The following is a 26,578-nucleotide window of genomic DNA, read 5'->3' on the forward strand; positions in this document are numbered from 1 at the left end:
GACTGTTTCGCTCATTATTGCGCCGCCAGTTCAGTGCCCGGGATGGTCAACACCTGGCCGACCTTCAATTCATCGGTCTTGAGGTTGTTGGCACTGCGCAAGGTTGCCGCTGACACCTGGAAGCGCACCGCCAGCATCGCCAGGGTGTCGCCCGGCTGCACGCGATGGTCACGCGGGCCCTGGGCGATTTTCCCGGAGTCACGCAGCCAGGCTATATAAGTGCCCGGCGGCGGGTTCTGCTGGAAGAACTGGCGAACACCGGCGCTGATGGAGCGCGCCAACGCCTGCTGGTGGCTGGCCGAGGCCAGTTTCGAGGCTTCGTTGGAGTTGGAGATAAACCCGGTTTCCACCAGGATCGACGGAATATCCGGCGACTTGAGCACCATGAACCCGGCCTGTTCCACGCGCTGTTTGTGCAGCGAGGTGACGCGACCAATGTTGCTCAGGACTTTCTGCCCCACGTTCAGGCTGGAGGTCAGCGAGGCAGTCATCGACAGATCGAGCAATACGCCAGCGAGCATCTTGTCCTTGTCGTCGAGGGATACGTTGCCAGCCCCGCCGATCAAGTCGGAACGGTTTTCACTGTCCGCCAGCCAGCGGGCGGTCTCGGACGTAGCGCCGCGATCAGACAGGGCAAACACCGAGGCACCAAACGCCGCGGCCGAAGGTGCGGCGTCGGCGTGGATCGAGACGAACAGGTCGGCGCCCTTCTTGCGGGCGATTTCGGTACGGCCACGCAGCGGAATAAAGTAGTCGCCGGTCCGGGTCAGCTCGGCGCGGTAGCCTTTCATGCCATTGATCTGGCGCTGCAGTTCGCGGGCGATGGCCAGTACCACGTCTTTTTCATGCTGGCCGCGCGAGCCCGAGGCACCCGGGTCTTCGCCGCCGTGACCGGCATCGATGACCACGATAATGTCACGTTTGCCCGCCGGAGCCGGTGGCAGCGGCGGCAATTTGACCTGGGGTTGCGACTGGTTGACCGGCACCGCAGGTATCGTCGCGACGCTTGGAGTTGGCGCAGGCGGCGGCGCGGCATCGGCGGCGTTGTCGAACAGGTCGACCACCAGCCGGTTGCCATACTGCGCGTTGGGCGCCAGCACGAAGCTTTTCGGGGTCACGGCCTTTTTCAGGTCGATGACCACCCGCAGGTCGGTCGGCGTACGCTGGGCCGAGCGCATCGCGGTAATCGGGGTATTGGCCATGGCGACTTTCAACGGCGCGGCCAGGGTCGCACCGTTGATATCAATCACCAGGCGATCAGGCGCCGTGAGGGTGAAGACGCTGTGCTGAACCGGGCCAGACAGGTCGAATACCAGTCGCGTGTTATCCGGTGCCCGCCACAGGCGAACACTTTTCACCTGTGAGGCCGCCAGTGCATTGAAAGTCATTGCCGCAAGCAACACCCCTACGACAGTAACCAACGCGCGAAAGCGCATACCTAACCCCATCAATTATTTGAATTCCAATGCCAAGGCGGCGCACCACGACTCGCCGCGCGCGCTCTGGGACAACAACTTCAGCTGACGTCCTTGCTTATGCGGGGTAATGGTAATGGTCAGGTCCGGCTTTGGCAAAAAGCCTGTGCCTTTATCTGGCCACTCGATCAGGCACAAGGCGTCCTCATCGAAGTAATCACGAATGCCCATGTATTCCAGTTCTTCCGGGTCCACCAGGCGATACAGGTCGAAGTGGAACGCTCGTACGTCACCGATTTCGTAGGGTTCTACCAAGGTGAACGTAGGGCTTTTCACAGCACCCGCGTGCCCCAACCCGCGAATGATGCCCCGGGACAAGGTGGTTTTTCCGGCGCCGAGATCGCCTTCCAGAAAGATCAGCCCTGAGCCTTGAGTGACCCGGGCAATACGGTTGCCCAAGGCGACCATGGCGTCTTCATCAGGCAGGAAAAGAACTACTTCAGACACGGCGATTGCTCCTCCAGCAACTGACGAATGGCAGGAATCAGGTCACTGGCGGCCAGCCCGCGACCGTAGGTACCCTGGCGATCTCCGGCAGTGGCATGCAGCCAGACCGCCAGGCAGGCGGCATCAAATGCCGGCATGCCTTGCGCCAGCAAAGCACCGACCAGGCCGGCCAACACATCGCCAAGGCCAGCGGTTGCCATTGCAGGATGGCCCTGATCGCAGCGGGCAACCCGACCGTCCGGGCTGGCGATCAAGCTGCCGGCGCCCTTGAGGATCGCCACCGCATTGAATTTCTGACTCAAGGCGCGCGCCACGTTAAGGCGGTCGGCCTGAACCTCGGCTGTCGAAATACCCATCAAGCGGGCCGCTTCGCCAGGATGCGGAGTGATCACGCAATTGGCCGGCAAGCTGACGCTGCCCGCCGCCAGCAGGTTCAAGGCATCGGCGTCCCAGACTTGCGGCTGCCTGGCATTGGCCGCTACCGACAGCAGGCTTTTGCCCCAGGAGACCTCGCCCAGGCCCGGGCCGATGACGATCACGGAAATCTTTTCCAGCAGGCCCATCAATTGATTGGCCGAGTGCACGCCCACCGTCATCACTTCCGGCAACCGCGCCAGCGCCGCACCGACGTGTTCGCTACGGGTCGCCAGGGAAACCATGCCGGCACCACTGCGCAGGGCACTTTCAGCACTGAGCAAGGCGGCGCCGCCAAAACCTCGGTCGCCGCCGATCAGCAATACATGGCCGAACTGGCCTTTATGGGCGTCCGGGGAACGCGCAGCGAGTTGCGGCAATTGGCCGGGCAACAGGTGCTGAACGTCGGGTATTTCGTGTTTTGTCTGCGGCATGCGTCTTCAAGCTCCGATGTCTGGCAGAATTATACGCATCTAACCTGCGGTTTCTCTTGTTCATGCCTGCTATTACCTACGACCTGCCCGCCCTCGCCCAATCGATCAAAGACTGGGGCCGCGAGCTGGGCTTTCAACAAGTGGGCATCAGCGGCCTCGACCTCGCCGAGCATGAACAGCACCTGCAACGCTGGCTCGACGCCGGCTACCACGGCGAAATGGACTACATGGGCGCCCACGGCAGCAAGCGCTCACACCCGGAGGAGCTGGTACCCGGCACCTTGCGCGTGGTCTCACTGCGCATGGACTACTTGCCGGGCGACACCCAAATGGCCCAACTGCTGGCCAAACCCGAAAAAGCCTACATCTCCCGCTACGCCCTGGGCCGCGACTACCACAAGCTGATCCGCAAGCGCGTGCAGCAACTGGCCGACCGCATCCAGGCGCAAATCGGCCCGTTCGGCTTCCGCGCCTTTGTCGACAGCGCCCCCGTGCTGGAAAAAGCCATCGCCGAGCAGGCCGGGCTCGGCTGGATCGGCAAGAACACCTTGGTACTCAATCGCAAGGCGGGCAGTTACTTCTTCCTGAGCGAGCTGTTTGTCGACCTGCCGTTGCCGGTCGACCCACCCCACGCCACCGAACATTGTGGCCGCTGCACCGCCTGCCTGGATATCTGCCCTACCAACGCCTTCGTCGGGCCCTACGTGTTGGACGCCCGGCGCTGCATTTCCTACCTGACCATCGAGCTGAAAAGTGCGATCCCCGAAGAACTGCGCCCACTGATCGGCAATCGGGTATTCGGCTGCGATGACTGTCAGATCGTTTGCCCGTGGAATCGTTTCGCGCGGCCAACCGACGAAGGCGATTTCAAGCCACGGCACAATCTGGATAACGCAGAGCTCGCCGAGTTGTTTATGTGGGACGAGGACAAATTCCTCAGCAGCACCGAAGGTTCTCCCCTGCGCCGCGCCGGCTATGAGCGCTGGCTGCGCAACCTGGCGGTGGGCCTGGGCAATGCGCCATCAAGCATTCCGGTGCTGGAAGCGCTGAAGGCGCGTCGGGAATACCCCTCGGAACTGGTGCGCGAACATGTGGAATGGGCGCTGAACCAGCACGCCGAACGTCAGTGCACGTCGTCGTTGTAGACGAACTTGGGCATTTCCCAGTGAAAACGGATCGCCAGCAGGCGCAATAGAAAGCCGCTGAACAGCGTCAGCAGGATCGATTGCTCACTTGGCAGCTCAAGGTAGATGCACAGCATGTAGAACCAGGCGGCCAGGAACGACACGCTGGCGTACAGCTCGCGGCGGAAGATCAACGGAATGTCGTTGCAGAAGATATCCCGCAGGATGCCGCCGAATACCCCGGTGATCACACCGCTGACTGACGCCACCAGCATGCCGTGGCCCATTTCCAGGGCGGTCATGCTGCCGATCAGGGTGAAGGCCACCAGGCCCACGGCGTCCAGCGCGAGGAACAGCGAGCGCAGGTGGCGCATCAATGGAGCGATGAAGATGGTCACCAGGGCCGCGACGGAGGTCAGCACCAGGTACTCCGGGTGTTTGACCCAGGTCAGCGGGTAGTGGCCGAGCAACACGTCACGCACCGAACCGCCGCCCAGCGCCGTCACGCAGGCGATCAGCACCACACCGAACCAGTCCATCCCGCGCCGCCCGGCGGACAAGGCACCCGTCATGGCTTCGGCGGTGATGGCGATGAGATAGAGCATCAGCAGCATGATGGCGATCCTTGCAAAGTTGTGGCGAGGGGGCTTGTCCCCCGTTGGGGTGCGAAGCAGCCCCTTTAAAGGCAATAGAGTTTTCAGGTAGATCGGGATGTCAGATTTTAGGGCCGCTTCGCAGCCCAACGGGGGACAAGCCCCCTCGCCACAGACAAGCCCCTCGCCACAAAAGCCCGCTGGGCTCAGGTATTACCGCTTTAGAACTTGATGAAATGCTTGCGGTAATGCTGCAACTCGGCAATCGACTCGCGAATATCGTCCAGTGCCAGGTGGGTGCTGCCCTTGTGGAAGCTGTCTTTGACTTCCGGCGCCCAGCGCGCGGCCAGCTCCTTCAAGGTCGACACGTCCAGGTTGCGGTAGTGGAAGTAGCTTTCCAGCGCCTTCATGTGGGTATAGAGAAAGCGGCGGTCCTGGCAAATGCTGTTGCCGCAGATTGGCGACTTGCCCTTGGGTACCCACTTTTCCAGGAAGGCGATGGTTTCGGCTTCAGCCTCAGCCATGCTCACGCGGCTGTCGCGCACACGCTGGGTCAGGCCCGAGTTGCCGTGGGTGCGGGTGTTCCACTCGTCCATGGTGGCCAGCACCGCGTCGCTGTGGTGAATGGCGATCACCGGACCTTCGGCCAAGGTGTTGAGGTTGCTGTCGGTGACAATGGTCGCCATCTCGATGATGACGTCGGTGTCAGGGTTCAGACCGGTCATTTCCAGATCGATCCAAATCAGGTTCTGTGGGTTTTGCATGTCGTGGTTCCTTGGCACCTTGGCGTAGCTGCGCAGTTTAGCAGGCAGGGCGTGCTAGACTCGCGACCGTTTCACCTAACCTTTGCATTATCGACACGGAACACCAATGGCCAAACGCCAGCTCAACCGTCGCCAAAACTGGCGCATCGAAAAGATTCAGGGCGAACGCGCTGCCCGCGCCGCCAAACGTGAATCCTCCGCCGTGGAAGCGCTTGAGGGCGGCGACCTGGGCCCCGAGCAAACGGGCCTGGTGATCGCGCACTTCGGTGTGCAGGTCGAAGTCGAGGCCACCGAAGGCGATCACGCCGGCCAGGTGTTCCGTTGCCACCTGCGCGCCAACCTGCCTGCGCTGGTGACCGGCGACAAGGTGGTATGGCGTGCCGGCAACCAGGGCATCGGCGTGATCGTCGCCCAGTTGCCGCGCACCACCGAACTGCGTCGCCCCGACAGCCGTGGCCAGCTCAAGCCGGTAGCGGCCAACGTCGACATGATCGTCATTGTCTTCGCGCCACTGCCCGAACCCCATGCCAACCTGATCGACCGCTACCTGGTAGCCGCCGAACACGCCGGCATTCGCCCGCTGTTGCTGCTGAACAAATTCGACCTGATCGACGAGCAGAACGCCCCGGCGCTCAACGCGCTGCTGGCGGTGTACCGCACCCTCGGCTACCCGGTGCTGGAAGTCTCGGCGCATCACGGCAATGGCATGGAACAGTTACAGACTGAACTGGACGGGCGCATCAGCGTGTTCGTCGGCCAGTCGGGCGTGGGCAAGTCGTCCCTGGTCAACAGCCTGTTGCCGGAAGTCGAAACCCGTGTTGGCCCGCTGTCGGAGCTGTCCGGCCAGGGCACCCACACCACCACCACCGCGCGATTGTTCCACTTTCCGGGCGGCGGCGAGTTGATCGACTCCCCCGGCATCCGTGAATTCGGCCTGGGCCATGTGAGCCGTGCCGATGTTGAAGCGGGCTTTATCGAGTTCAACGACTTGATCGGCACCTGCCGCTTCCGTGACTGCAAACATGACCGCGAGCCGGGTTGCGCCCTGCTCAAGGCACTGGAAGACGGCCGCGTGCAGCAGCAGCGAATGAACAGCTATCGCTCGATCATCGCCAGCTTGCCCGAGACCAGCTATTAACATGTAGGAGCGAGCTTGCTCGCGAAAAGCTTGAGGGCGCCGCGTGCATTCAGAGAGCACGCGTCATCGTTAACGTCCATCGCGAGCAAGCTCGCTCCTACAGGATGTAGCAGATACAAAAAGGCCGCGATCATCGCGGCCTTTTTGTACCTGCTTACGAGCCAGCGGCTGGCTGAGTCGGATCCTTCACACCGCCATCGTCAAACAGGTTCAGCTTCTGCCGCAGCTCATGGGCTGGCAGCGGCTCCTGCTCGGTCGGCAGTGCGTTCGGGTCTGCCGGCACTTCGCCCGGCGCGCCTTCACCCTGGGTCGGCGCCGGTGGCGTCGCAGGTGGGTCGCCTTCAATCGCCCGCTGGGCCTTTTTGGTCAGCACGACGATATCGATGCGTCGGTTGATCGGATTGAACGGATCCTTGGGATCAAACAGCTGCGAGGAAGCAAACCCCACCACCCGTGCCACTTGCGGGTCCGGATAGCTGCCGGCCACCAGTGCACGACGCGCGGCATTGGCCCGGTTGGCCGAGAGCTCCCAGTTGCCGAAGTCGCCCTGGCCTGCATACGGCTTGGCGTCGGTGTGGCCGCTGATGCTGATCTTGTTCGGCACCGCCTTGATGGTGTCGGCCATGGCCAGCAGGATGTCTTCAAAGTACGGCTTCAAGCGTGCACTGCCGGAATCGAACATCGGCCGGTTGGCGGCGTCCGTGATCTGGATGCGCAAGCCATCCGGGGTGATCTCGAAGGAAATCTGGTCCTTGAACTTCAGCAGTTGCGGGTTTTCCTCAACCTTGGTTTGCAGTTCCTGCAGCAGCAATTCCAGGCGTTCCTGCTCGACCTGTTCAGCCATGCTCTCGACGGTGTCGCGCTCGATCGGGATCTTTTCCTGCGGCGAGTCGGTCTTGATTTCCGGGTTGATGGTGCGCTCGGGCGCCAGTTGCGGCGAACCACCGAGGTCGATCACAAAAGGCGTACCGCTCTCGGAGAAACCGATGGGGTCCTTGAAGTAACCGGCGATGGCGATCTTCTGTTCCGGCGTGGCAGTGGACATCAGCCACAGCACCAGGAAGAACGCCATCATCGCCGTCGCAAAGTCGGCGAAGGCGATTTTCCAGGCGCCGCCATGGTGCCCCGCAGCGAAGCGCTTGACGCGCTTGATGATGATCGGCTGGTTGTTTTCCATGGCTTAGCGACCGCGAACCGCTTGTTCCAGCTCAGCGAAGCTTGGACGGTGCTTCGGATACAGAACCTTGCGCCCGAACTCCACTGCCAGCGATGGCGGCATGCCGGAAGCCGAAGCCACCAGGCAGGCCTTGATGGCTTCGTACAGATTCACTTCTTCCTTGGCATCGTGGGCCAGGGACGTGGCCAGCGGGCCGAAGAAACCGTAGGCCGCGAGAATACCGAAGAAGGTACCTACCAGTGCCGCACCTACGTGCATGCCGATGGCTTTCTGGTCGCCTTCACCGAGGGAGGCCATGGTCACCACGATCCCGAGCACCGCGGCAACAATACCGAAACCGGGCATGCCGTCGGCGATGCCGGTCACGGCGTGGGATGGGTGCTCCAGCTCTTCCTTGAGGCTGAACAGTTCCATGTCGAACAGGCCTTCCAGCTCATGGGGCGCCATGTTGCCGGACGACATGATGCGCAGGTAATCACAGATGTAGGCGGTCATGCGCTCGTCTTTGAGCACGGCCGGGTACTTGGCGAAAATCGGGCTCGCCGCGGCGTCCTCGATGTCGCCTTCGATGGCCATCATGCCTTCGCGGCGGCTCTTGTTGAGTATCTCGTAGATCAGCCCCAACACTTCCAGGTAGAAGGTGTGGGAGAAGCGCGAGCTGAACATGCCCAGCGACTTCTTGATCACGTGCATCGTCATGTAGCCGGGGTTGGCCTGCAGGAATGCGCCGAACGCCGCACCGCCGATAATCAGCACTTCGAAAGGCTGGATCAGCGCCGCAATCTTGCCGTGGGAAAGGACGTATCCGCCGAGCACGCTCGCGATGACGACGATGATGCCGATAATTTTAGCCATAGGGGATGAGTACTTGCGCCGTCGGGTTCAGGGTCATATTCGCAAGAGTTGAAAACTCTTGTTCTACTTATCGGCAAATCTGCGCCAGACTATAGCCCGTTATGGCGAAAAACCAGTTCGGCCCGTCCCGGGCGTGTTGACCGCAAGTGATGATCGCGCCCCAATCATGGCAAATGAAACGACAGTCCCAACTCAAAAACCCGCCACCCTCGCCGCTTGGGTAAAGCGCCTGGACGATGTGCTGTTGCCTGTTCCACAGGCGAGCCACGACCGGGTTTGCAAGGCCATCGGCGACAACCGCAGTTCGTTGCGGGATATTGCAGAGCTGATGCAGAACAGCCCGGCGCTGGTGCTGAGCGTGATGCGCGAGGCCAACAACCAGGCCCACGGCAGCCTCGCGGAGCCGGCAGAAAACCTCGAAGTGGCGATCAATCGCCTCGGCCTCAAGCGCACCGAGGAGTTGCTGCGGCGCCTGCCTTCCGTGCCGCTGAATGAAATTCCCGTGGCCCTGCGCCAGCTGCAGATGATCAGCCAGCACGCGTCGCAACAAGCCAGCGGCCTGTTCGCCAGCCGCCTGGCGCGGTTGTGGCAAGACATTCACTGGGGCAGCCTGCTATTCCTTTCGCCGCTGTGGCCGATGGCGATTGCCTATCCCAAGCTGCTGGAAGAATGGGAGCTGCGGGTGATTCACAAGGGCGAATCGGCCCGCACGGTCGAACAGGAGCTGTTCGGCGTACGCCTGCTGGACCTGTGCCTGGGGTTGACCAACACCTGGCGCCTGCCGATCTGGGTATCCCAGGGTTATACGTTACTGCTGACGGAACAACGCTTGCTGGTCAAGGCGCTGAGCATTGCCCGTGAAGACGAGCCGTTGCGCCAACAGCAGTTGCTGGATGCCGACCCGAACCTGCGCCGCTGGCTGAACCAGCCGGCCAACACTGTGCTGTTGGCCAACGGCCTGGCGCTGGCGGCGCAGGAGTCCTGGACCTGCCCGCACACCCAGCGCTGGCAATACCTCACTGCGCTTTACCTGCAACAACCGTTGGCCGAAGTGCAGCAACAGTCCCACCAACACGCGGCGATCAGCGCCCGCAGCACCCTGATGCGCGACCTGTGGCACCCGGCGCTGTCGTTGATCTGGCCATGGGATGTGCAGCGCGTTCACCACGGTTTGCTGCCGGCCCCCCCGCCCACCGCCGAGTCCCTGGCGATCTGGCGCAAGCGCTGCACCGAATTGCTCGTAGAGCCGAGCCGCTTTGCCAATGCCATGCACCTGACCACCTGCGCCAAGGAAGCCCTCGTGGCCTGCGGCATGCAACGGGTGATGCTGCTGATGGCGGACAAAACCTTGAGCACGCTACGTGTGCATCAAGTCGACGGCCTGCCGAAGGACGCCGACCACATGAGCCTCGACGTGGCGCAAAGCACCCTGCTGCAACGCCTGCTGGCCAAGTCCGCCCAGGTGCGCCTCAACCCCGACAACCACGCCCAGTTCTCGGCACTGCTGCCGCCGGAACTGCGCCGCCTGTTCAAGGGCGAACACCTGCTGCTGCGCTCCCTGAGTTGCAATGGCCGGGTGGTGATGCTGATGGTGGCCGACCAGGGCGGCGGGCCGTTCTCGGAAACCACCGTGCAGGCCTTCGGCAAAACCGCCCAATGCATCGAAAAGGCCCTGCACAGCTTTACCAACCGCAGTGCCTGACGCTTGCGCTACAATCGCCCTCCCTTAGCGCCCAATTTTTATGCCCAGGAGACCTCACATGCCTGACTTCTCTGGCTTGCCGCTGGTCATCGAGGCCAGTGACCTGCTCGGTCGCCTCGATGCCGAACACCTGATCCTGGTGGACCTCACCAGCGCTGCGCGTTACGCCGAAGGGCATATCCCCGGCGCACGCTTCGTTGATCCAAAACGCACTCAACTGGGCCAGCCACCAGCGCCGGGCCTGCTGCCGGGCAAGGCCGATCTTGAAAAGCTGTTCGGCGAACTGGGCCACACCCCGGATGCCACTTACGTGGTGTATGACGACGAAGGCGGTGGCTGGGCCGGGCGATTCATCTGGATGCTCGACGTCATCGGCCACAAGAAGTACCACTACCTCGACGGCGGCCTGCTGGCGTGGCTGGAAGAGAAACACCCCGTGTCCACCGAGGTACCGGCCAGCGCCGGCGGCCCGGTCAGCCTGACGTTGCATGAAGAACCCACCGCCACCCGCGAATACCTGCAAAGCCGTCTCGGCGCTGCCGACCTCGGCATCTGGGACGCCCGTGGCCGGCTGGAATACTCCGGCGAGAAAGTCCTCGCGGCCAAGGGTGGACACATCCCGGGCGCGGTGAACTTCGAATGGACCGCCGGCATGGACAAGGCACGCCAACTGCGCATCCGCCGCGACATGCCGCAGATCCTCGAAGACCTCGGGCTGACCCGCGACAAAGAAATCATCACCCACTGCCAGACTCACCACCGTTCTGGCTTCACCTACCTGGTGGCCAAGGCGCTCGGTTATCCGCGAGTCAAAGGTTATGCCGGTTCCTGGGGCGAATGGGGCAACCACCCCGACACCCCCGTTGAGATTTAAGGTTTAAGGACAGTTAATGAAAAAGCAGTTGTTCATCCTCAGCCAGTACTTGCTGCCCCACCACCTGCTGTCGCGTCTGGCCGGTTGCATTGCCGAATGCCGCGTGCGCTGGTTCAAGAATGCGTTCACCCGCTGGTTTGCCAAGCGTTATCAAGTGGACATGTCCCAGGCCCTGGTTGAAGACGTGACCGCTTACGAGCACTTCAACGCCTTCTTCACCCGCGCACTGAAAGACGGTGCACGCCCGCTGGATCAGACCCCAGGCGCGGTGTTGAGCCCGGCCGATGGCGCGGTCAGCCAGTTGGGCCCGATTGAACATGGCCGGGTGTTCCAGGCCAAGGGCCACAGCTTCAGCGTGCTGGAATTGCTGGGCGGCGATGCGGCGGTGGCTGCGCCGTTCATGGGCGGCGATTTCGCCACTGTTTACCTGTCGCCGAAGGACTACCACCGGGTGCATATGCCATTGGCCGGCACCCTGCGGGAAATGGTTTATATCCCTGGCCGAATCTTCTCAGTAAACCAGACCACCGCCGAAAATGTGCCGGAACTGTTTGCGCGTAACGAGCGTGTTGCCTGCATTTTCGACACCGAACGCGGCCCGATGGCCGTGGTGCTGGTTGGCGCGATGATCGTGGCATCGATTGAAACGGTTTGGGCAGGCTTGGTAACGCCGCCAAAACGCGAGCTGAAAACCTTCCGCTACGACGAAGCTGCCCGTGGGCCGATCCACCTGGAAAAAGGTGCAGAACTGGGGCGCTTCAAGCTGGGTTCGACGGCAATCGTGCTGTTTGGGCCGGACCAGGTGCAATGGTCGGAAGCACTGCAGGCGGGGACGCCGGTGCAGATGGGCCAGGGCATGGGTTTGCCGAAAGCCTGACTCAAGGCGATTGAAGATCAAAATGTGGGAGCTGGCTTGCCTGCGATAGCATCGGCGCGGTCCCTCTGAAAGAACGAGGCGCCTGCATCGCGGGCAAGCCCGACTCCCACATTGATCCGGTTCAGACCTTAAGCTTTGTGTCGTTTACAGTTGACCGTCGCGGTCGCGAAAGCCCAACAGGTACAACACGCCATCCAGCCCTAAAGTCGAAATCGCCTGCTTGGCCGATTGCTTGACCAGCGGCTTGGCCCGGAACGCCACACCCAACCCGGCAATCGCCAGCATCGGCAAGTCATTCGCCCCGTCGCCGACCGCAATGGTCTGCTCCAGACGCAACCCTTCCTTGTGTGCCAATTCCCGCAACAGGTCAGCCTTACGCTGTGCGTCGACAATCGGCTCCACGGCCACACCCGTCACCTTGCCGTCCACCACTTCCAGCTCGTTGGCGAACACATAGTCAATACCCAGCTTGGCCTGCAATTGCTTGGCGAAGTAGGTGAAACCGCCCGACAGGATCGCGGTCTTGTAGCCCAGGCGCTTGAGTTCGGCGAACAGGGTTTCGGCGCCTTCGGTCAGTCGCAGCGAGGCGCCGATGGAGTCCAGTACGCTCACATCCAGGCCCTTGAGCAGCGCCAGGCGCTCCTTGAAGCTGGCTCGGAAATCCAGCTCACCAGCCATGGCACGCTCGGTAATTTCCGAAACCTGCTCGCCTACACCGGCAGCCTTGGCCAATTCGTCGATGACTTCGGCTTCGATCAGCGTCGAATCCATGTCGAACACCGCCAGGCGGCGATTGCGGCGGAACAGCGAGTCTTCCTGGAAGGCGATATCGACATTCAGCTCCTGGGCAACGCTCAGGAATTCGGCACGCAGGGCCTGGGGATCTGCCGGCTCACCGCGTACGGAGAACTCAATGCAGCCCTTGCCCTTGTCCGCTGGCGTGTCCAATGGCATGCGACCCGACAGACGGTCAATATGGTCGATATTCAAACCGTACTGAGCCGTGATCGAACTGACACGCTGCAGTTGCTCGGCCGTCACCTTGCGAGTCAACAGCGTCACGATGTGGCGTTTTTTGCCCTGGCCGGCCACCCAACTCTGGTAATCCTCTTCGGACACCGGGGTGAAACGCACCTGCTGATCCAGCTTATACGCCGTAAACAGGATGTCCTTGAGCACGGACGAGGCTTGCTCGGTGCTGGGAATTTCCACCAGGATGCCGAACGACAGCGTGTCGTGAATCACTGCCTGGCCGATGTCGAGAATGTTCACACCACCCTGGGCCAGAACACCGGTAATGGCTGCAGTGAGACCCGGACGGTCCTCACCTGTGATGTTAATCAGGACAATTTCGCGCAAAGCGCACCCCCGAGCTGGAAAAAAACCGCATTCTACCCACTTTCAGTGACCATCGGGCACAGCCAGCGCTTTGCCGGTCTTGGGCCTGTCGCTATACTGCGCGTCAACTTCACGGACTAAAGAGCCGAGCTTAAGTGAACCGGCCCACGCCAGTAAAAACCGATAACTTCTTCCTGCTGATCTTCCGGGCACTGCGCCACCGCCGTGTACCGATCGCATTACGCATCGCCAGCCATAACGTGATCCTGGTCGCCCTGGCCCTGGTCATCTACGCCTGCGTGATGGGTTTGCAGTTCAAGCAGGCCATGCACGAGCAAGCCGACGCTTTGGGCGAGAGCCTGACCACCCAGACCGCCACCTCGGCGACTGAGTTGTTGGTGTCCAACGACATCCTCAGCCTCAACGTGCTGCTCAACAACCTGACCAAGAACCCGCTGGTGGCCCACGCCGCTATCTATAGCGTGGACAACCGGATCATGGCCGAAGCCGGGCAACGCCCGAAAAACGGCCTGCTGGGTGAAGCCGAAGGCCTGTACCAGAGCAATATCACGTTTCAGGACGTGAAGGCCGGCCAACTGCGCATCAGCCTGGACATGCAACAGTTCCAGCAGCCGATGACCATCAGCCTGCAAAGCATGGGTATCTTGAGTGCGATCCTGCTGGCACTGTCCCTGGCCTTGAGCCTGCGCCTGGGCCGGCATATCTCCACGCCACTGATGCAACTGCGCATCTGGCTGCGGGATATCGATGAACACACCCCGGCCACCGACCGCCAGGACGAAATCGGCGACCTCGCCCGCCAACTGCACACCAGCTTCGCGCCGGAGCCCGTAGTGCCCGAGGTTGAACCCGAGCCCGAGTTCGACGACACCGACTACGAAGACGACGAGCCCGAGTTTGAAGTGCGCAACCTGCGGGACCCGAGCTTCGACGAGTCTGCGCCGGTAGCGGCCCAAAAGCCGGCGACCCGTCATGTGATCAAGGCAGAAGAAGACGAACTGGACGAAGAAGACCCGTTCGCCGATCTTCGCGATACTTCAGTGCCAACCGCTCCTGCTGTGCAGCCTGCTCCGGTGCGCAGCACCCAGCCCCAGCACAGCGCCGTATTGGCCGTGCAACTGGGCGCACAGGATCAACTGCGTCGCTTGCCGCGGGCACGCCTGACCGAGCTGCTGGAACGTTATCGTGACTGCCTCGACCAGGCGGCCTCGCTGTATCAGAGCGAACTGCACACCCTGAACGACGGCAGCACCTTGATGCTGTTCCACAGCGAAGACAGCGGCGAAGACTACCTGACCAACGCCATCTGCTGCGGTGAACTGCTGCGGGCCCTGGGCCATGCGCTGCAAATCGAAGTGGCCGACAGCGGCATCACCCTGCAACTGCAATTGGGCCTGACGGTGGGCGACGATCTGTATGGCATGAGCCAGATCGATCTGCTCCTGACCGAGATTGCCCAGGATGCGCTGGCCTTGTCGCAACACAGCCGCAACCTGCTGCTGGTGGAACGCAAGATCAGTGACGACGTGCTGATTCGCCAGCGTGCGCGGATCCGCCCGATTGCCAGCCCTGAAGGTGCGTGCTGTGTGGAGCGGTTGATGGAGCCTTACCCGTCGATGCTTGAGCGCCAGCTGGCGCGGATGCATGAGACGCGGGCGAAGAACTAAAGAACAACGCAAATCAATGTGGGAGCGGGCTTGCTCGCGAAAGCGGCCTGTCAGTCAGCCTATGTATCGACTGATCCGCCGCCTTCGCGAGCAAGCCCGCTCCCACATTAGATCTGCGTACCGCTCAAATCCCGCACAAACAAAAGGCCCGCTCATCAGCGGGCCTTTTTGTTGGTCTGTATTCAGGTCAGAACCTGAACACTTCCATATCGGTGCGAATCGGCACGGCCATCGGCATCTTCGGCTTCTCCGGTGCCGCAGCCTTGGGCTGCGCCGGGGCCTGTTTGCGTGGCGCTTCTGCCACCGCTGGCTGATTGGCCAATGGCTTGAGGGCCACCGACAGCTGGTCAGCCAAACGTTGCAGCAACACACCCTGGGCCTGGACCTGGGACGCGGTGCTGCCGCTGTGCTCTTCCTGCAAGTGCACGATGCGGTTATCCCGCACCTGGCCACGACGGTCGATCAGGCGCCATTGCGCGTCGAGGATAGCGGGCTGCGAAACGCCCGAGTCCAGTCGCGTAATGGTCAGCAGCACCTGTACGTCCGGGGCAAAACCCAACGGCGCCGGCGCCAATACCACACGCTGGCTGTCCAGGTGGCCAGCCACCTGGCGCAACATCAACTGATTGATGTCGGACGAAAGGCTACCGGCCCAGCGGCCATCGGTGGAACCTTGCAGGCTGCCGTCGTTCTGACGTTGCAGCAGGGTTTCACGTTGCAGATAGTCGGCCACTACAACAGGGCCAAGCAATACAGCCATGCCGGCACTTTGTGCAGGCTGAGCCGGACTTCCACTGTCCAGCTGATACAGCGACACCGGTTGGTGTGTGCTGCAACCCGCCAGGCCCAAAAGGCCAGCGAGCAACAAAAATAAAGGAAGGCGCGGAGCAGTCATCATCCCATCCAGGTGGCTGCCACAAGGCGAACCACAATGTAATACTCAAAAATAACCTGTACGCGCTCAGCCACGCCGGCGCTGGAAAGGCCATATCATCCGTGAATATGCGCCATGACTCCAGCGCGAAAGCGTCGATCTACGGGTTAAATCGTAGATCGGGCGCTCTATATCGCCTTAAACGGGCGTTTCCACCAGTAAAGCGTCCACTCGCTGGAAGCCGCGCGGCAGTTTATTGCCACGACGACCCCGCTCACCCTTGTAGTGCTCGAGGTCGTCAGGGCGCAGTGACAACGTGCGCTTGCCGGCCTGCAACACCAGGGTCGAGCCTTCCGGGATCACGGCGATGTCGGTCACGTACTCTTCGCGACTGGCCACCCGCTCCCCGGGAATACCAATGATCTTGTTGCCCTTGCCTTTGCCCAACTGCGGCAAATCGCTGATCTTGAACACCAGCAGGCGCCCTTCGGTCGTCACCGACGCCAGCCAGTTGCCTTCACGGTCTTCCACCGGACGCGGCAGGATCACCTTGGCGTTGTTCGGCAGGCTCAACAACGCCTTGCCCGCCTTGTTCTTGGCCTGCAGGTCTTCACCCTTGACCACGAACCCATAGCCCGCATCGGAAGCGATGACGTACAACGAGTCATCGTCCGGCAGCAGCACGCACTCAAAATTCGCACCCGGTGGCGGTGTCAGGCGTCCGGTCAATGGCTCGCCCTGCCCCCGCGCCGATGGCAAGGTGTGCGCCGGCACCGAGTAACTGCGACCGGTGGAGTCGATAAACACCGCAAACTGGTTGGAACGCCCCGCCGCCGCGGTTTTGAAACCGTCGCCAGCCTTGTAAGACAGGCCGGTGGCGTCAATATCATGCCCTTTGGCTGAGCGAACCCAACCCTTTTCCGACAGAACGACGGTAATTTTCTCGTTGGGCAGCAGCTCGGTTTCGGTCAGGGCCTTGGCTTCGGCGCGCTCGACAATCGGCGAGCGGCGGTCGTCGCCATAGGTTTCGGCGTCCTTGATCAGCTCGGTGCGCACCAGCTTCTTCAGCTTGGCCTCGCTGCCCAGCAGGGCCTGGAGCTTGGCTTGTTCCTTGAGCAGCGCGTCCTGTTCGTCCCGCAGCTTCATCTCTTCCAGTCGCGCCAACTGACGCAGACGGGTGTCGAGGATATAGTCGGCCTGGATTTCGCTGAGTTCGAAGCGCGCGATCAGCTCGGCCTTCGGGTGCTCGGCGGTACGGATGATATGGATCACTTCATCCAGGTTGAGGTAAGCGATCAGCAAGCCGTCCAACAGGTGCAGGCGGCGTTCGACCTTGTCCAGGCGGAATTGCAGGCGGCGACGCACGGTCTGCACCCGGAATTCCAGCCATTCCACCAGCAAAGCCCGCAGGTTCTTCAACTGCGGCTTGCCGTCCAGGCCAATGATGTTGATGTTGACCCGATAGCTGGACTCCAGCTCGGTGCTGGCGAACAGATGCTGCATCAGCACTTCATGGTCGACCCGGCTGTTGGTCGGGATGATCACGATGCGGCACGGGTTTTCGTGGTCGGACTCGTCACGCAGGTCGGCGACTTGCGGCAGCTTCGACGGCTTGGCCTGCATCAGCGCGGCAATCTGCTCCAGCACCTTGGCGCCGGACACCTGGTGCGGCAGCGCCGTGACGATGATGTCGCCGTCTTCGATGTGGTACACGGCGCGCATGCGCACCGAGCCTTTACCGGTCTGGTAGATTTTCAGCAGGTCGGCGCGAGGCGTGATGATTTCTGCTTCGGTCGGGTAATCCGGGCCCTGGATATGCTCGCAGAGCTGTTCGACCGTAGCCTTCGGCTCATCCAGCAGGCGCACGCAGGCGCTGGCCACTTCCCGCAGGTTGTGGGGCGGTACGTCAGTGGCCATGCCCACGGCGATACCCGTGGTGCCATTGAGCAGGATATTCGGCAAACGTGCCGGCAACACCAGCGGCTCGTCGAGGGTGCCGTCAAAGTTCGGGCCCCAGTTGGCCGTGCCCTGGCCCAGTTCGCTGAGCAGCACTTCCGAATACCGCGACAGACGCGCTTCGGTGTAACGCATGGCGGCGAAGGACTTCGGATCATCCGGCGCCCCCCAGTTACCCTGGCCGTCCACCAGCGTGTAGCGGTAGCTGAACGGCTGGGCCATCAGCACCATGGCTTCGTAGCACGCCGAATCGCCGTGGGGGTGGAACTTACCGAGCACGTCACCGACGGTACGCGCCGACTTCTTGTGCTTGGAGTCAGCGTCCAGGCCCAACTCACTCATCGCATAGATAATGCGCCGCTGTACGGGCTTCAGGCCGTCGCCGATATGCGGCAAGGCACGGTCCATGATCACGTACATGGAGTAGTTGAGGTAGGCATTTTCGGTGAAGTCAGCCAGCGACCGGCGTTCAACGCCATCTAAGCTGTCTGCAAGGATGTCACTCATGCGGGCCTCATCATTGTTTGGTCTGGCGCAGCAGCAAAGTGCCGCTGCGCTGGGTAAATTCAAGTTGTTTCAATGCACTCATGCCCAGCAATACCTGTTCATCGCCCAAACCGGGTACCACGATGGCGCGCACGTCCCGAAGGACGATATCGCCCAGTTGCAGGCGGCCCAACTCGGTCCGAAAGCCCTGGGTTCGCCCGTTGGCCGTACTCACGCCAACCGGCATGCCGCGTTCAAGCCCGAGACGGTCGGCCAATTCAGCCGGAACCGCCACGTCGGTGGCCCCGGTGTCGAGCATGAACTGCACCGGCTTGCCGTTGATCTGGCCAGTGGCGACAAAATGCCCTTGGCCGTTGCCCAGCAGTTTTACTTCGATATAACCCTCGTGCTGCTCCGAGGTCACCACGGCATTGGGGTTTTCCTGTCGCGCTTCCCACTGCCCAAAAAATCGTGTCGCCAAAAACAGGCCGGCGCCCCACGCGACGAACATCAACACACGCCCGGCGCGCTTGCCGGGTGGTTGCGCACTCATGGCTTGGCGCTCCAGCCACCCGCAGGGGCGGCGAAACGATAGACCACCGGCCGCTTTTCGCCATCGGCGCGGGCACCGAAGTTATTGTCGATGCCGATCCAGGCACCGTCAGCGTCCACCACCAAGGCTTCGGCCAATCCATAGGCCTGGGCATAACGCCGATTCGGCGTCAGCGCTTCATCGGCAAACGACCAGCACAACTCCACCTGGGCCGTGACCACATCCCGGCGACACACCTGAAACGCATTGCGCTCCAGGGTAAACAGCTTGCCATTGAACAGCGCCAGGTCGGCAAAGTCCTTGGACACCGCCTTGGCGCCCGGGAACTGCGCCGGCTGCATCTCCTGGCCGGCCTCGCTCAGCAATACACAAGGGCCTTCACAATCCCAGAGGGTTTGCGGGCGCTTGATGGAGATCAACCCGCGCCGCTCACGCTCTGCTGCGAGCCAGATTTGATTGCCTTCCGGGTTCACCACGATGCCTTCAAACAGCGCGTTGAAGTGCAGCAACATGCCACTGGCCCGAGCTTCGCGAACCATGCCCGGGGCGATCTTCAACCACTCGGGCTCACCGGTCACCGGCACTCGCAGCACCGCCGCGTGGGCTTCGCTGACAATGTAACGGTTACCCGCCGAATCGCAGCTGAGGCCTTCAAAATCCAGATCACCACCACGAATCAACGCAGCTGCCCTGGTGCGTGAGCGCAGGCCAAAGGGCAAACCCGACGCCGGCACCGGCGGCACATCAATCCCGTATGTCTCTGCTTTCCAGACGTCACCGGCGGTATCGAGCCGGTAGATCTGGTCGTCATCGCGATCGGAGACTGTCCACAATTCGCTACCGCATAAGGCCAGGCCCGACAGGTTGCCGCCGCGCATGCCTTCCACTGGGTGTTCCGACAACAGCTTCAGCTCAGCCACGGGCGCCGCGACCGCCGAGGTGGTCGCCAACCCGCTCAACAACAGAATCGCCAGGGCGAAACTGCTGCGCATCAGCCCAGAACCTCGGCCAGGTTGCCCTTGGACTCCAGCCAGTTCTTGCGATCCGGCGCGCGTTTCTTCGCCAGCAACATGTCCATCATTTCCGAGGTGGCGGCGAAATCTTCCAGGGTCAACTGCACCAGGCGCCGAGTGTTCGGGTCCATGGTGGTTTCCCGCAGCTGCGGCGGGTTCATCTCACCCAGGCCCTTGAATCGGGTGACCTGCGGCTTGCCGCGTTTCTTCTCGGCCACCAGGCGATCGAGGATGCCATCGCGCTCGGCTTCGTCCAGGGCGTAGAAAATCTCTTTGCCCAGGTCGATGCGGTACAGCGGCGGCATGGCGACATAGACGTGACCGGCATCCACCAATGGGCGGAAGTGCTGGACGAACAATGCACAGAGCAAGGTCGCAATGTGCAAGCCGTCGGAGTCGGCGTCGGCGAGGATGCAGATCTTGCCGTAGCGCAGCTGACTCATGTCCGCCGCGCCCGGGTCGACACCGATGGCCACGGCAATGTTGTGCACTTCCTGGCTGGCCAGTACTTCGCTGCCATCGACTTCCCAGGTGTTTAGGATCTTGCCGCGCAGGGGCAGGATCGCCTGGAATTCCTTGTCCCGCGCTTGCTTGGCGGAACCGCCGGCAGAATCACCTTCCACCAGGAACAGCTCGGAGCGCATCGGGTCTTGCCCGGCGCAGTCCGCCAGCTTGCCAGGCAGTGCCGGCCCCTGGGTAATGCGCTTGCGTTCGACTTTCTTGCTGGCCTTCAGGCGACGACCGGCGTTGTTGATCGCCAACTCCGCCAGGGCCAGGCCCAATTCAGGGTGTTCGTTGAGCCACAGGCTGAAGGCATCCTTTACCACCCCGGAGACGAACGCCGCTGCCTCACGGGACGACAGGCGCTCCTTGGTCTGGCCGGAGAATTGCGGCTCCTGCATTTTCATCGACAGGACGAACGCGATCCGCTCCCAGACGTCTTCCGGCGCCAGCTTCACGCCGCGCGGCAGCAGGCTGCGGTATTCGCAGAATTCGCGCATGGCATCCAGCAAGCCCTGGCGCAAACCGTTGACGTGGGTACCGCCCTGGGCCGTCGGGATCAGGTTGACGTAGCTTTCCTGGACGCTGTCGCCACCTTCCGGCAGCCACAACAAGGCCCAGTCCACGGCTTCTTTATTACCCGCCAGGCTGCCGCAGAACGGCTCGTTCGGCAGGCGCTCGAATTCGCTGACGGAGTCTTCCAGGTAGGACCGCAGGCCGTCTTCGTAATGCCACTCGACCTTTTCGCCGGTGCCTTTGTCTTCAAAGCTGACCAGCAGGCCCGGGCACAGAACAGCCTTGGCCTTGAGCACATGCTTGAGGCGGCTGATGGAGAATTTCGGTGAATCGAAGTATTTCGGGTCCGGCGCGAAGTACACGCTGGTGCCGGTGTTGCGCTTGCCGACGGTGCCGATCACTTCCAGGTCGGTGGCCTTGTAGCCATTGGCGAAAGTCATCTGATACTCGTTGCCGTCGCGCTTGACCTTGACCCGTACGTGGTTCGACAGGGCGTTGACCACGGAAATACCCACACCGTGCAAGCCACCGGAGAACTGGTAGTTCTTGTTGGAGAACTTGCCGCCGGCGTGCAGCTTGGTGAGGATCAGCTCGACGCCCGACACACCCTCTTCCGGGTGAATGTCCACCGGCATGCCACGACCGTCGTCGGACACTTCCAGGGAATGGTCGGCGTGAAGGATGACTTGTACCGACTTGGCGTGCCCGGCCAAGGCTTCGTCGACGCTGTTGTCGATGACTTCCTGGGCAAGGTGGTTCGGCCGACTGGTGTCGGTGTACATGCCGGGGCGTTTGCGCACCGGGTCGAGGCCCGAGAGGACTTCGATGGCGTCGGCGTTATAAGAGCTAGCGCTGGGAGTGGCCATGGGGTCTCGTCGTGAGTCGTTCGATTAAAAAGTAACCTGCGGTTTCACAATGCGGTGAAATCGAAGGATTGGTACTGATCGGAGCCTATGCCGGCAAAACTCAACAGCGCCGGTAACTGTTGGGCGAAGCCCTGGTAACCGTGATCGCCACCGGCCTGGATGCGCAAGGCACAGGCCCGGTAATACTGCTGGGCGAGGCGATAATCCAGTGTTTCATCGCCGGTCTGCAACCACACCTGATAACGCTGGGCGTCCTGGGGCGCCGGCACTTCCAGCTCGGCCAGGGCCGCGACGTGGTCGTGGGTCAGCTCCCAGGTCTCATCGGTGTAGAGGTTCTTCTGGGTGCCCAGGTAACCGTCGAACATCCGATGAGGGCTGACTGCCGGGTTGACCAGCAAGGCGTTGAGGCCATGGCGTTCGGCAAGATGGGTTGCATAGTAGCCGCCGAGTGAGCTGCCTACCAGCAGTGGCCTTCCGAGGTCACGGATAGCCGCCTCCAACTGGGGGATCGCCTGGCGGGGGTGGTGATGCAGGGCCGGCACGCGCAGTTGGTCGGCCAGACCGAGGCTGTCCATCACGGTGATCAACTGGCTGGCCTTGTTGGAGGCTGGTGCGCTGTTGAAACCGTGGATATACAAGATCGATGCGGACATTCCGGGTCCTCTGTGGGTCTGCCAAAGAGGCGCAGTTTACAGGGAAATCTCAGTAGCCGTTGCTACCGTAATCCACCTGAAACGCGAAGCCCTGCACCCGCTCCACACCGGTTTCCAACCGCCCGTCGGCATGCAACCGCAGCCAGCGATACCCGGGTGCCTGCTCACTCACGCTGAAATCCTCACTCCCGGGAGCGAACTGAATACAGGTAGAAGGCGAAGCCAACAAACGCACCCCATTGCGCTCCCGGTCAATTTCCTGATGCACATGCCCCCAAAGCACCGCCCGCACCTGCGGAAACCGATCCAGCACCGCAAACAACGCCTCAGGATTGCGCAATCCGATGGGCTCCATCCAAGCGCACCCAATCGACACCGGATGATGGTGAAAACACACCAGATGATGCCGAGTCGGCGCCTCACTCAACGATTGCGCCAACAGTTGCAGTTGCTGGTCCTGCAAATACCCCGGCACCGAGCCCGGCACCGCCGAGTCCAGCAGGGTAATCCGCCAGTTACCCACATCCACCACCGGTTCCAGCAACGCACTGTTGATCGCCGCTTGCAGCATCACCTGCGGCTCATCGTGATTCCCCGGGATCCAGCGCGCCGGCGCCTGAATCTGCCGCGTCATGTCACGAAACGCCTGATACGACTCCAGCGTACCGTCCTGGGACAAATCCCCGGTGGCCAGCACCAGATCAATCTGCGGCTGCTGCACCAGCACCGTGTCGATCACCCGTTGCAGGCTCTCGCGGGTATTCATGCCCAGCAGGCCGCCGTCCGCCTCAGCAAACAGGTGACTGTCGGACAACTGCACCAGCAACGCCGAAGCGTCAGGGTTCATGGCGGATACGCTCGGCAAGGCGTTCTCCCAGGGCGTGATCACAGGAATGGACATTTGAGGCGATTATGCTGGGGCAGGACACAAAGAGGAAACCCGTGAAGCGGACGCAGTTCACATCTATCGAACGACTTCGAACTCGTGGCCCAGGGCCAGGCAGTGACTCAACCATTCACCGAGGAACACATTGAGCTGTGCTTTCTCATCGGGTTGGTGCATGAACACGTTGGGGTAAGGATAGATGCTGCGAAAGCGTCGTGCATGTTCGGCGCTGATCACTTCGGCCATGCGTGCGTCGTGGTACACCTGCACTTCCAGCTGCGGCACCGGCAGCCACGGCAGGCTGTGCTCCTGACGCACCCGCAAAGTGGTGGTGTACGGGCAGTTCACGATCACTTCCAGGGTCAGCACGCCGAGCATCTGGTCGCCGTGGGTCACGGCAATGCGCCGCGCCTCGGGGGTGTGGCGCATGTCCGGCAGCAGCCGCATCAGCCGTGCATAGTTGGCCTCGCAGGCTGCTTGCAGCCCGATCAGGTCAACCCGATATCGCTCCCGTGCCTTTACTGCCATAACCCCCTCACTTCCGCGCGATTAAGCGCAAGCCATTGCAGGGCAATAATGCTCGCTGCGTTGGAAATTTTACCGTCACGTACCGCCTGCAGGGCGTCTTCAAAAGCCCAGACGGTGACGCGGATATCTTCGGCTTCCTCTTCCAGTCCATGGACGCCACCGGCCCCGGCGCTTTCGCAACGGCCCAGGAACAAGTGGACAAATTCGGTGCTGCCACCCGGCGACGGAAAGTACTTGGTGATCGGCCAGAGTGCGGAGAATGTAAGGCCAGCTTCCTCCTCGGCTTCGCGGTGTGCAACCTCCTCCGGTTGCTCATCCTTGTCGATCAGGCCGGCGACCATTTCGATCAGCCACGGGTTGTCGGTACGCCCCATGGCGCCGACGCGAAACTGCTCGATCAGCACCACTTCATCGCGCTGCGGGTCATAGGGCAGTACACACACGGCGTCATGACGCACAAAGACTTCGCGATTGAGCTCACGGCTCATGCCGCCATCAAACTTCTCGTGCCGCAGCTTCAGCCGATCCAGTTTGTAGAAGCCCTTGTAGGCATTGTCGCGCTGAACAATCTCGACCTTGCTCGGCGTCGATTTCGCTGTGTCCGTCATATCAACCCTCGTTTATTGCCTTGCGGTATCGAGGCGGCCTCGACATCGCGCCATCCTAACGCGCTCGTGCCCCTTGATGCAGCCCCTTTCCGGTTGCCGGGATAGACGGCGGGCGTCAAACTCACTCTAATCAGCTTAGTGGCGAACTGACTGCCTTGTCGGGAGTCGAAGCTCCACATTTTCACCTTTCCTCGATTTATGAAGGACACACATGTCGCTTTTAAAAATCGCCTCCGTGGCCTGTATCGCCTTGACCCTGGGTGCTTGCCAGAGCCTGTTCCAGCCGAGCTACCTGAAGCCGCTGGACACCACCGCCGACGCCTCCGAGCAGATCAAACCCGGCTGCAGCAGTCCGGATTGCCCGCTGGTAAACATCGACACCGTGCACTTCCCGTCCGAGCCGCAGTTGGACCAGATCATCGAACAGCGCCTGCTGCAGATGGCCCGCACTTCACCTGGCCAGGCCATGCCCGCCACCCTGAACGCCTACCGCGACAAGTTCTTGCGTGAGTCCCCGGACCGCAACAGCATGTACTTGCAGGCCAAGGTACGTGAGCAGCATGACGGACTGGTGATCATCGAAGTGTCCAGCTACCTGGACACCGGCACCGCCCACGGCGAGCCGGGCCGCGGCTTCATCAACTATTCACGCCTGCTGCACAAAGAGCTGAGCCTGACCGACATGCTGTTGCCGGGCCAGGAAGATGCATTCTGGAAGACCGCGAAAGTCGCCCACAACAACTGGCTGATCAACTCGCAGATGGACCGTGACCCGGAGTTCGTGAAGAACTGGCCGTTCCAGAAAACCCCGAATGTGGCGCTGACCAGCAATGGCGTGGTGCTCAAGTACAACGTGACCACCATCGCGCCGTACGCATTGGGGCTGATCGAAATGACCATCCCCTATGCGCGCCTCACCGGCGTGATCAAGCCTGAGCTGGTGCCCGCACGCCACTGAAGGCCCGGCCCAGGATAAAGTGCAACAGCCCTGCCAGCACCAGCGCCGGCAGGGTCGCGCCGACATCCGGGTACAGATTCGCCAACAAGTGATAGGTGCTGATCCCTCCAAGCCACGCCAGCAGTGCCGGCCAGCGCAGGTTGGCGGCAACACCATGGCCACGACGGCGCAGGATGAAGTGATCCACCAGCACCACGCCGAACATCGGCGCGAACACCGAGCCGATCAGCAGCAGGAAGTTCTGGTACTGCGCCAACGGTGCAAAGCAGGCGATCAGCGTGCAGATAACGCCAATGGCCAATGCCAGGTGCTCGACTTTCAAGCGCAACAGAATCCCGCTGGACACCGCCGCCGAGTGAATATCGGCGAACGCGTTTTCTGATTCATCCAACAGGATCAGCAGCAGAGGAATCCCCAGGCCGGCTCCGGCCAATGCCAGCAGCAACGCATTCACTTCACCGCTCGGCGCAAACGCCAGGGTGTAGGCCACGCCAAGGCTCATCAGCCAGAAGTTACCGATGAAGAAACCCAGTGCCGTGCCGCCGAACACGTTTTTCGCGCGTTTGCCGAAACGTGAGTAGTCGGCAATCAGTGGCAGCCAGGACAGCGGCATGGCAATCGCGATATCGAAGCCAACGGCAAACGGCATCGAACCGTCACCAGCCTGGGCCCAGAGAGTGGCCAGGTCGGCCTTGGCAAACAGGTTCCAGGTCAGCCACAGGCAGGCGGCCAGCAGCAGCCAGATGCCCCACTTGCGCAGGATCTGCCGCACGAAGGTCAGCGGACCGCTGACGGCAAGCAAGGTCGCGAGGGCGCCGAATACCAGGGTCCAGAACAATGGGCTGGTCAGCAGGCTGCCTTCGCTGAACGCGCGGGCGCCCAACAGGCTGGCGGCGTCGCGCATCACGATGATTTCGAATGAGCCCCAGCCGATCAGCTGCAGCAGGTTCAGCAGCGCCGGCAGGCTTGCGCCCTTGGTGCCGAGGCTGAGTTTCAGGGCGGCCATGGATGACAGGCCGGTATCGCTGCCGATCACGCCGACGGCGGCCAGCAACAGCACGCCGACCAAAGTGCCGAGGAAAATTGCCAGTAAGGAACCGGAGAGGCCCAGGCCCGGCGCCAACAGTGCACCGGTTTGCAGGACCATCAGGCCGATGCCCAGGGAGAACCACAGTGAAAAGAGATCGCGGGCGCCGAAGACGCGTTTGTCCAAGGGGACTGCGATGTCTGGGGAATAGGTGCTGGGTTGAATGCTCAAGGGTGTTATCTCAGAGGGACAC

General features: G+C 61.7%; 25 protein-coding genes and 1 pseudogene. 7 read left to right on the top strand and 19 right to left on the bottom strand.

All coding sequences use genetic code 11. The features are described from left to right. Positions 1-14 precede the first annotated feature (14 nt). From A462_RS02520 to A462_RS02510, 3 genes are read right to left on the bottom strand one after another with little or no spacing between them, the layout of a single operon-like run. Complete coding sequence (locus tag A462_RS02520; RefSeq protein WP_202948682.1) at positions 15-1,448, bottom strand: N-acetylmuramoyl-L-alanine amidase; 1,434 nt, start codon at positions 1,446-1,448, stop codon at positions 15-17. Positions 1,449-1,451: 3 nt separating this feature from the next. Continuing rightward, complete coding sequence (gene tsaE / locus A462_RS02515; RefSeq protein WP_003217524.1) at positions 1,452-1,922, bottom strand: tRNA (adenosine(37)-N6)-threonylcarbamoyltransferase complex ATPase subunit type 1 TsaE; 471 nt, start codon at positions 1,920-1,922, stop codon at positions 1,452-1,454. Continuing rightward, complete coding sequence (locus A462_RS02510) at positions 1,910-2,770, bottom strand: NAD(P)H-hydrate dehydratase (RefSeq protein WP_003217526.1); 861 nt, start codon at positions 2,768-2,770, stop codon at positions 1,910-1,912. The genes tsaE and A462_RS02510 overlap by 13 nt, the downstream gene beginning before the upstream one ends. A 62-nt stretch (positions 2,771-2,832) precedes the next feature. On the opposite strand from A462_RS02510, the gene queG reads away from it, so the two are divergent. Then, positions 2,833-3,915, top strand: a complete 1,083-nt coding sequence (gene queG / locus A462_RS02505; RefSeq protein ID WP_003217527.1) for a tRNA epoxyqueuosine(34) reductase QueG — start codon at positions 2,833-2,835, stop codon at positions 3,913-3,915. Here the strand turns inward: queG and A462_RS02500 are convergent. Both A462_RS02500 and orn read right to left on the bottom strand, forming a co-directional pair. Next, a complete protein-coding gene (locus A462_RS02500) occupies positions 3,894-4,511 on the bottom strand; it encodes a trimeric intracellular cation channel family protein (RefSeq protein WP_172834585.1) in 618 nt (205 codons plus the stop codon). The genes queG and A462_RS02500 overlap by 22 nt on opposite strands. A gap of 197 nt (positions 4,512-4,708) precedes the next feature. Further along, the gene (orn, locus tag A462_RS02495) at positions 4,709-5,251 is read right to left on the bottom strand and encodes an oligoribonuclease (protein WP_003217529.1); all 543 of its coding nucleotides are present in this window, start codon (positions 5,249-5,251) and stop codon (positions 4,709-4,711) included. Between the two features lie 106 nt (positions 5,252-5,357). On the opposite strand from orn, the gene rsgA reads away from it, so the two are divergent. Continuing rightward, positions 5,358-6,389 carry a small ribosomal subunit biogenesis GTPase RsgA gene (gene rsgA, locus A462_RS02490; RefSeq protein ID WP_003217530.1) on the top strand — a complete coding sequence of 344 codons (1,032 nt, stop codon included), beginning with the start codon at positions 5,358-5,360 and terminating at the stop codon, positions 6,387-6,389. Positions 6,390-6,391: 2 nt separating this feature from the next. Here the strand turns inward: rsgA and A462_RS35125 are convergent. The 3 genes and pseudogenes from A462_RS35125 to motA form a co-directional block, all read right to left on the bottom strand. Further along, a pseudogene (locus A462_RS35125) lies at positions 6,392-6,523 on the bottom strand (outer membrane lipoprotein carrier protein LolA); the annotation flags it as partial. Between the two features lie 20 nt (positions 6,524-6,543). Next, positions 6,544-7,566, bottom strand: coding sequence for a flagellar motor protein MotB (gene motB / locus A462_RS02485; RefSeq protein ID WP_008439107.1), 1,023 nt, complete (start codon positions 7,564-7,566; stop codon positions 6,544-6,546). Between the two features lie 3 nt (positions 7,567-7,569). Beyond that, positions 7,570-8,421 carry a flagellar motor stator protein MotA gene (gene motA / locus A462_RS02480; protein WP_003217532.1) on the bottom strand — a complete coding sequence of 284 codons (852 nt, stop codon included), beginning with the start codon at positions 8,419-8,421 and terminating at the stop codon, positions 7,570-7,572. 166 nt (positions 8,422-8,587) lie between these two features. Between motA and A462_RS02475 the strand changes: the two genes are divergently transcribed. The 3 genes from A462_RS02475 to asd are packed head-to-tail and all read left to right on the top strand — an operon-like array spanning position 8,588 to position 11,874. Beyond that, entirely contained in the window at positions 8,588-10,123 is a 1,536-nt protein-coding gene (locus tag A462_RS02475; RefSeq protein WP_008439108.1) for an HDOD domain-containing protein, read from the top strand. Between the two features lie 58 nt (positions 10,124-10,181). Next, positions 10,182-10,997 carry a rhodanese-like domain-containing protein gene (locus A462_RS02470; RefSeq protein ID WP_008439109.1) on the top strand — a complete coding sequence of 272 codons (816 nt, stop codon included), beginning with the start codon at positions 10,182-10,184 and terminating at the stop codon, positions 10,995-10,997. 16 nt (positions 10,998-11,013) lie between these two features. Beyond that, positions 11,014-11,874: an archaetidylserine decarboxylase gene (asd, locus tag A462_RS02465; RefSeq protein WP_008439110.1), complete on the top strand. Its 861-nt coding sequence runs from the start codon at positions 11,014-11,016 to the stop codon at positions 11,872-11,874. Positions 11,875-12,018: 144 nt separating this feature from the next. Here the strand turns inward: asd and serB are convergent, their stop codons facing one another. Further along, positions 12,019-13,233: a phosphoserine phosphatase SerB gene (serB, locus tag A462_RS02460; protein WP_003217536.1), complete on the bottom strand. Its 1,215-nt coding sequence runs from the start codon at positions 13,231-13,233 to the stop codon at positions 12,019-12,021. A 134-nt stretch (positions 13,234-13,367) separates the two neighbouring features. Here serB and A462_RS02455 point away from each other — a divergent pair, with 134 nt between their 5' ends. Continuing rightward, positions 13,368-14,900 (top strand): AhpA/YtjB family protein, encoded by a 1,533-nt coding sequence (locus A462_RS02455; protein ID WP_008439111.1) that lies wholly within the window; start codon positions 13,368-13,370, stop codon positions 14,898-14,900. Positions 14,901-15,087: 187 nt separating this feature from the next. On the opposite strand, the gene A462_RS02450 is transcribed toward A462_RS02455, so the two are convergent. The 9 genes from A462_RS02450 to A462_RS02410 form a co-directional block, all read right to left on the bottom strand. Further along, entirely contained in the window at positions 15,088-15,795 is a 708-nt protein-coding gene (locus A462_RS02450; RefSeq protein ID WP_003217538.1) for a PqiC family protein, read from the bottom strand. Between the two features lie 177 nt (positions 15,796-15,972). Next, a complete protein-coding gene (parC, locus tag A462_RS02445) occupies positions 15,973-18,237 on the bottom strand; it encodes a DNA topoisomerase IV subunit A (RefSeq protein WP_003217539.1) in 2,265 nt (754 codons plus the stop codon). A 10-nt stretch (positions 18,238-18,247) separates the two neighbouring features. Continuing rightward, complete coding sequence (locus A462_RS02440; protein ID WP_008439113.1) at positions 18,248-18,769, bottom strand: retropepsin-like aspartic protease family protein; 522 nt, start codon at positions 18,767-18,769, stop codon at positions 18,248-18,250. Further along, complete coding sequence (locus A462_RS02435) at positions 18,766-19,761, bottom strand: esterase-like activity of phytase family protein (RefSeq protein WP_008439118.1); 996 nt, start codon at positions 19,759-19,761, stop codon at positions 18,766-18,768. The genes A462_RS02440 and A462_RS02435 overlap by 4 nt, the downstream gene beginning before the upstream one ends. Beyond that, positions 19,761-21,665, bottom strand: a complete 1,905-nt coding sequence (gene parE, locus A462_RS02430; RefSeq protein ID WP_008439119.1) for a DNA topoisomerase IV subunit B — start codon at positions 21,663-21,665, stop codon at positions 19,761-19,763. Before parE ends, A462_RS02435 begins: the two co-directional genes overlap by 1 nt. Positions 21,666-21,709: 44 nt before the next feature. After that, positions 21,710-22,318, bottom strand: coding sequence for a YqiA/YcfP family alpha/beta fold hydrolase (locus A462_RS02425; protein WP_003209516.1), 609 nt, complete (start codon positions 22,316-22,318; stop codon positions 21,710-21,712). 49 nt (positions 22,319-22,367) lie between these two features. Then, a complete protein-coding gene (gene cpdA / locus A462_RS02420; RefSeq protein WP_008439120.1) occupies positions 22,368-23,183 on the bottom strand; it encodes a 3',5'-cyclic-AMP phosphodiesterase in 816 nt (271 codons plus the stop codon). Between the two features lie 99 nt (positions 23,184-23,282). Next, positions 23,283-23,732: a DUF1249 domain-containing protein gene (locus A462_RS02415; protein ID WP_003209507.1), complete on the bottom strand. Its 450-nt coding sequence runs from the start codon at positions 23,730-23,732 to the stop codon at positions 23,283-23,285. Continuing rightward, positions 23,723-24,340, bottom strand: a complete 618-nt coding sequence (locus A462_RS02410) for an NUDIX domain-containing protein (RefSeq protein ID WP_003209505.1) — start codon at positions 24,338-24,340, stop codon at positions 23,723-23,725. The genes A462_RS02415 and A462_RS02410 overlap by 10 nt, the downstream gene beginning before the upstream one ends. A 211-nt stretch (positions 24,341-24,551) precedes the next feature. Between A462_RS02410 and A462_RS02405 the strand changes: the two genes are divergently transcribed. After that, positions 24,552-25,298 carry an RsiV family protein gene (locus A462_RS02405; protein ID WP_003209503.1) on the top strand — a complete coding sequence of 249 codons (747 nt, stop codon included), beginning with the start codon at positions 24,552-24,554 and terminating at the stop codon, positions 25,296-25,298. Here the strand turns inward: A462_RS02405 and cytX are convergent. Beyond that, positions 25,267-26,556, bottom strand: coding sequence for a putative hydroxymethylpyrimidine transporter CytX (gene cytX, locus A462_RS02400; protein WP_008439121.1), 1,290 nt, complete (start codon positions 26,554-26,556; stop codon positions 25,267-25,269). The two genes, A462_RS02405 and cytX, sit on opposite strands and share 32 nt — an antisense overlap. Positions 26,557-26,578: the final 22 nt, after the last annotated feature.

This window comes from Pseudomonas sp. Ag1 (assembly GCF_000278565.1).
In the GTDB taxonomy this organism is placed as follows: domain Bacteria; phylum Pseudomonadota; class Gammaproteobacteria; order Pseudomonadales; family Pseudomonadaceae; genus Aquipseudomonas.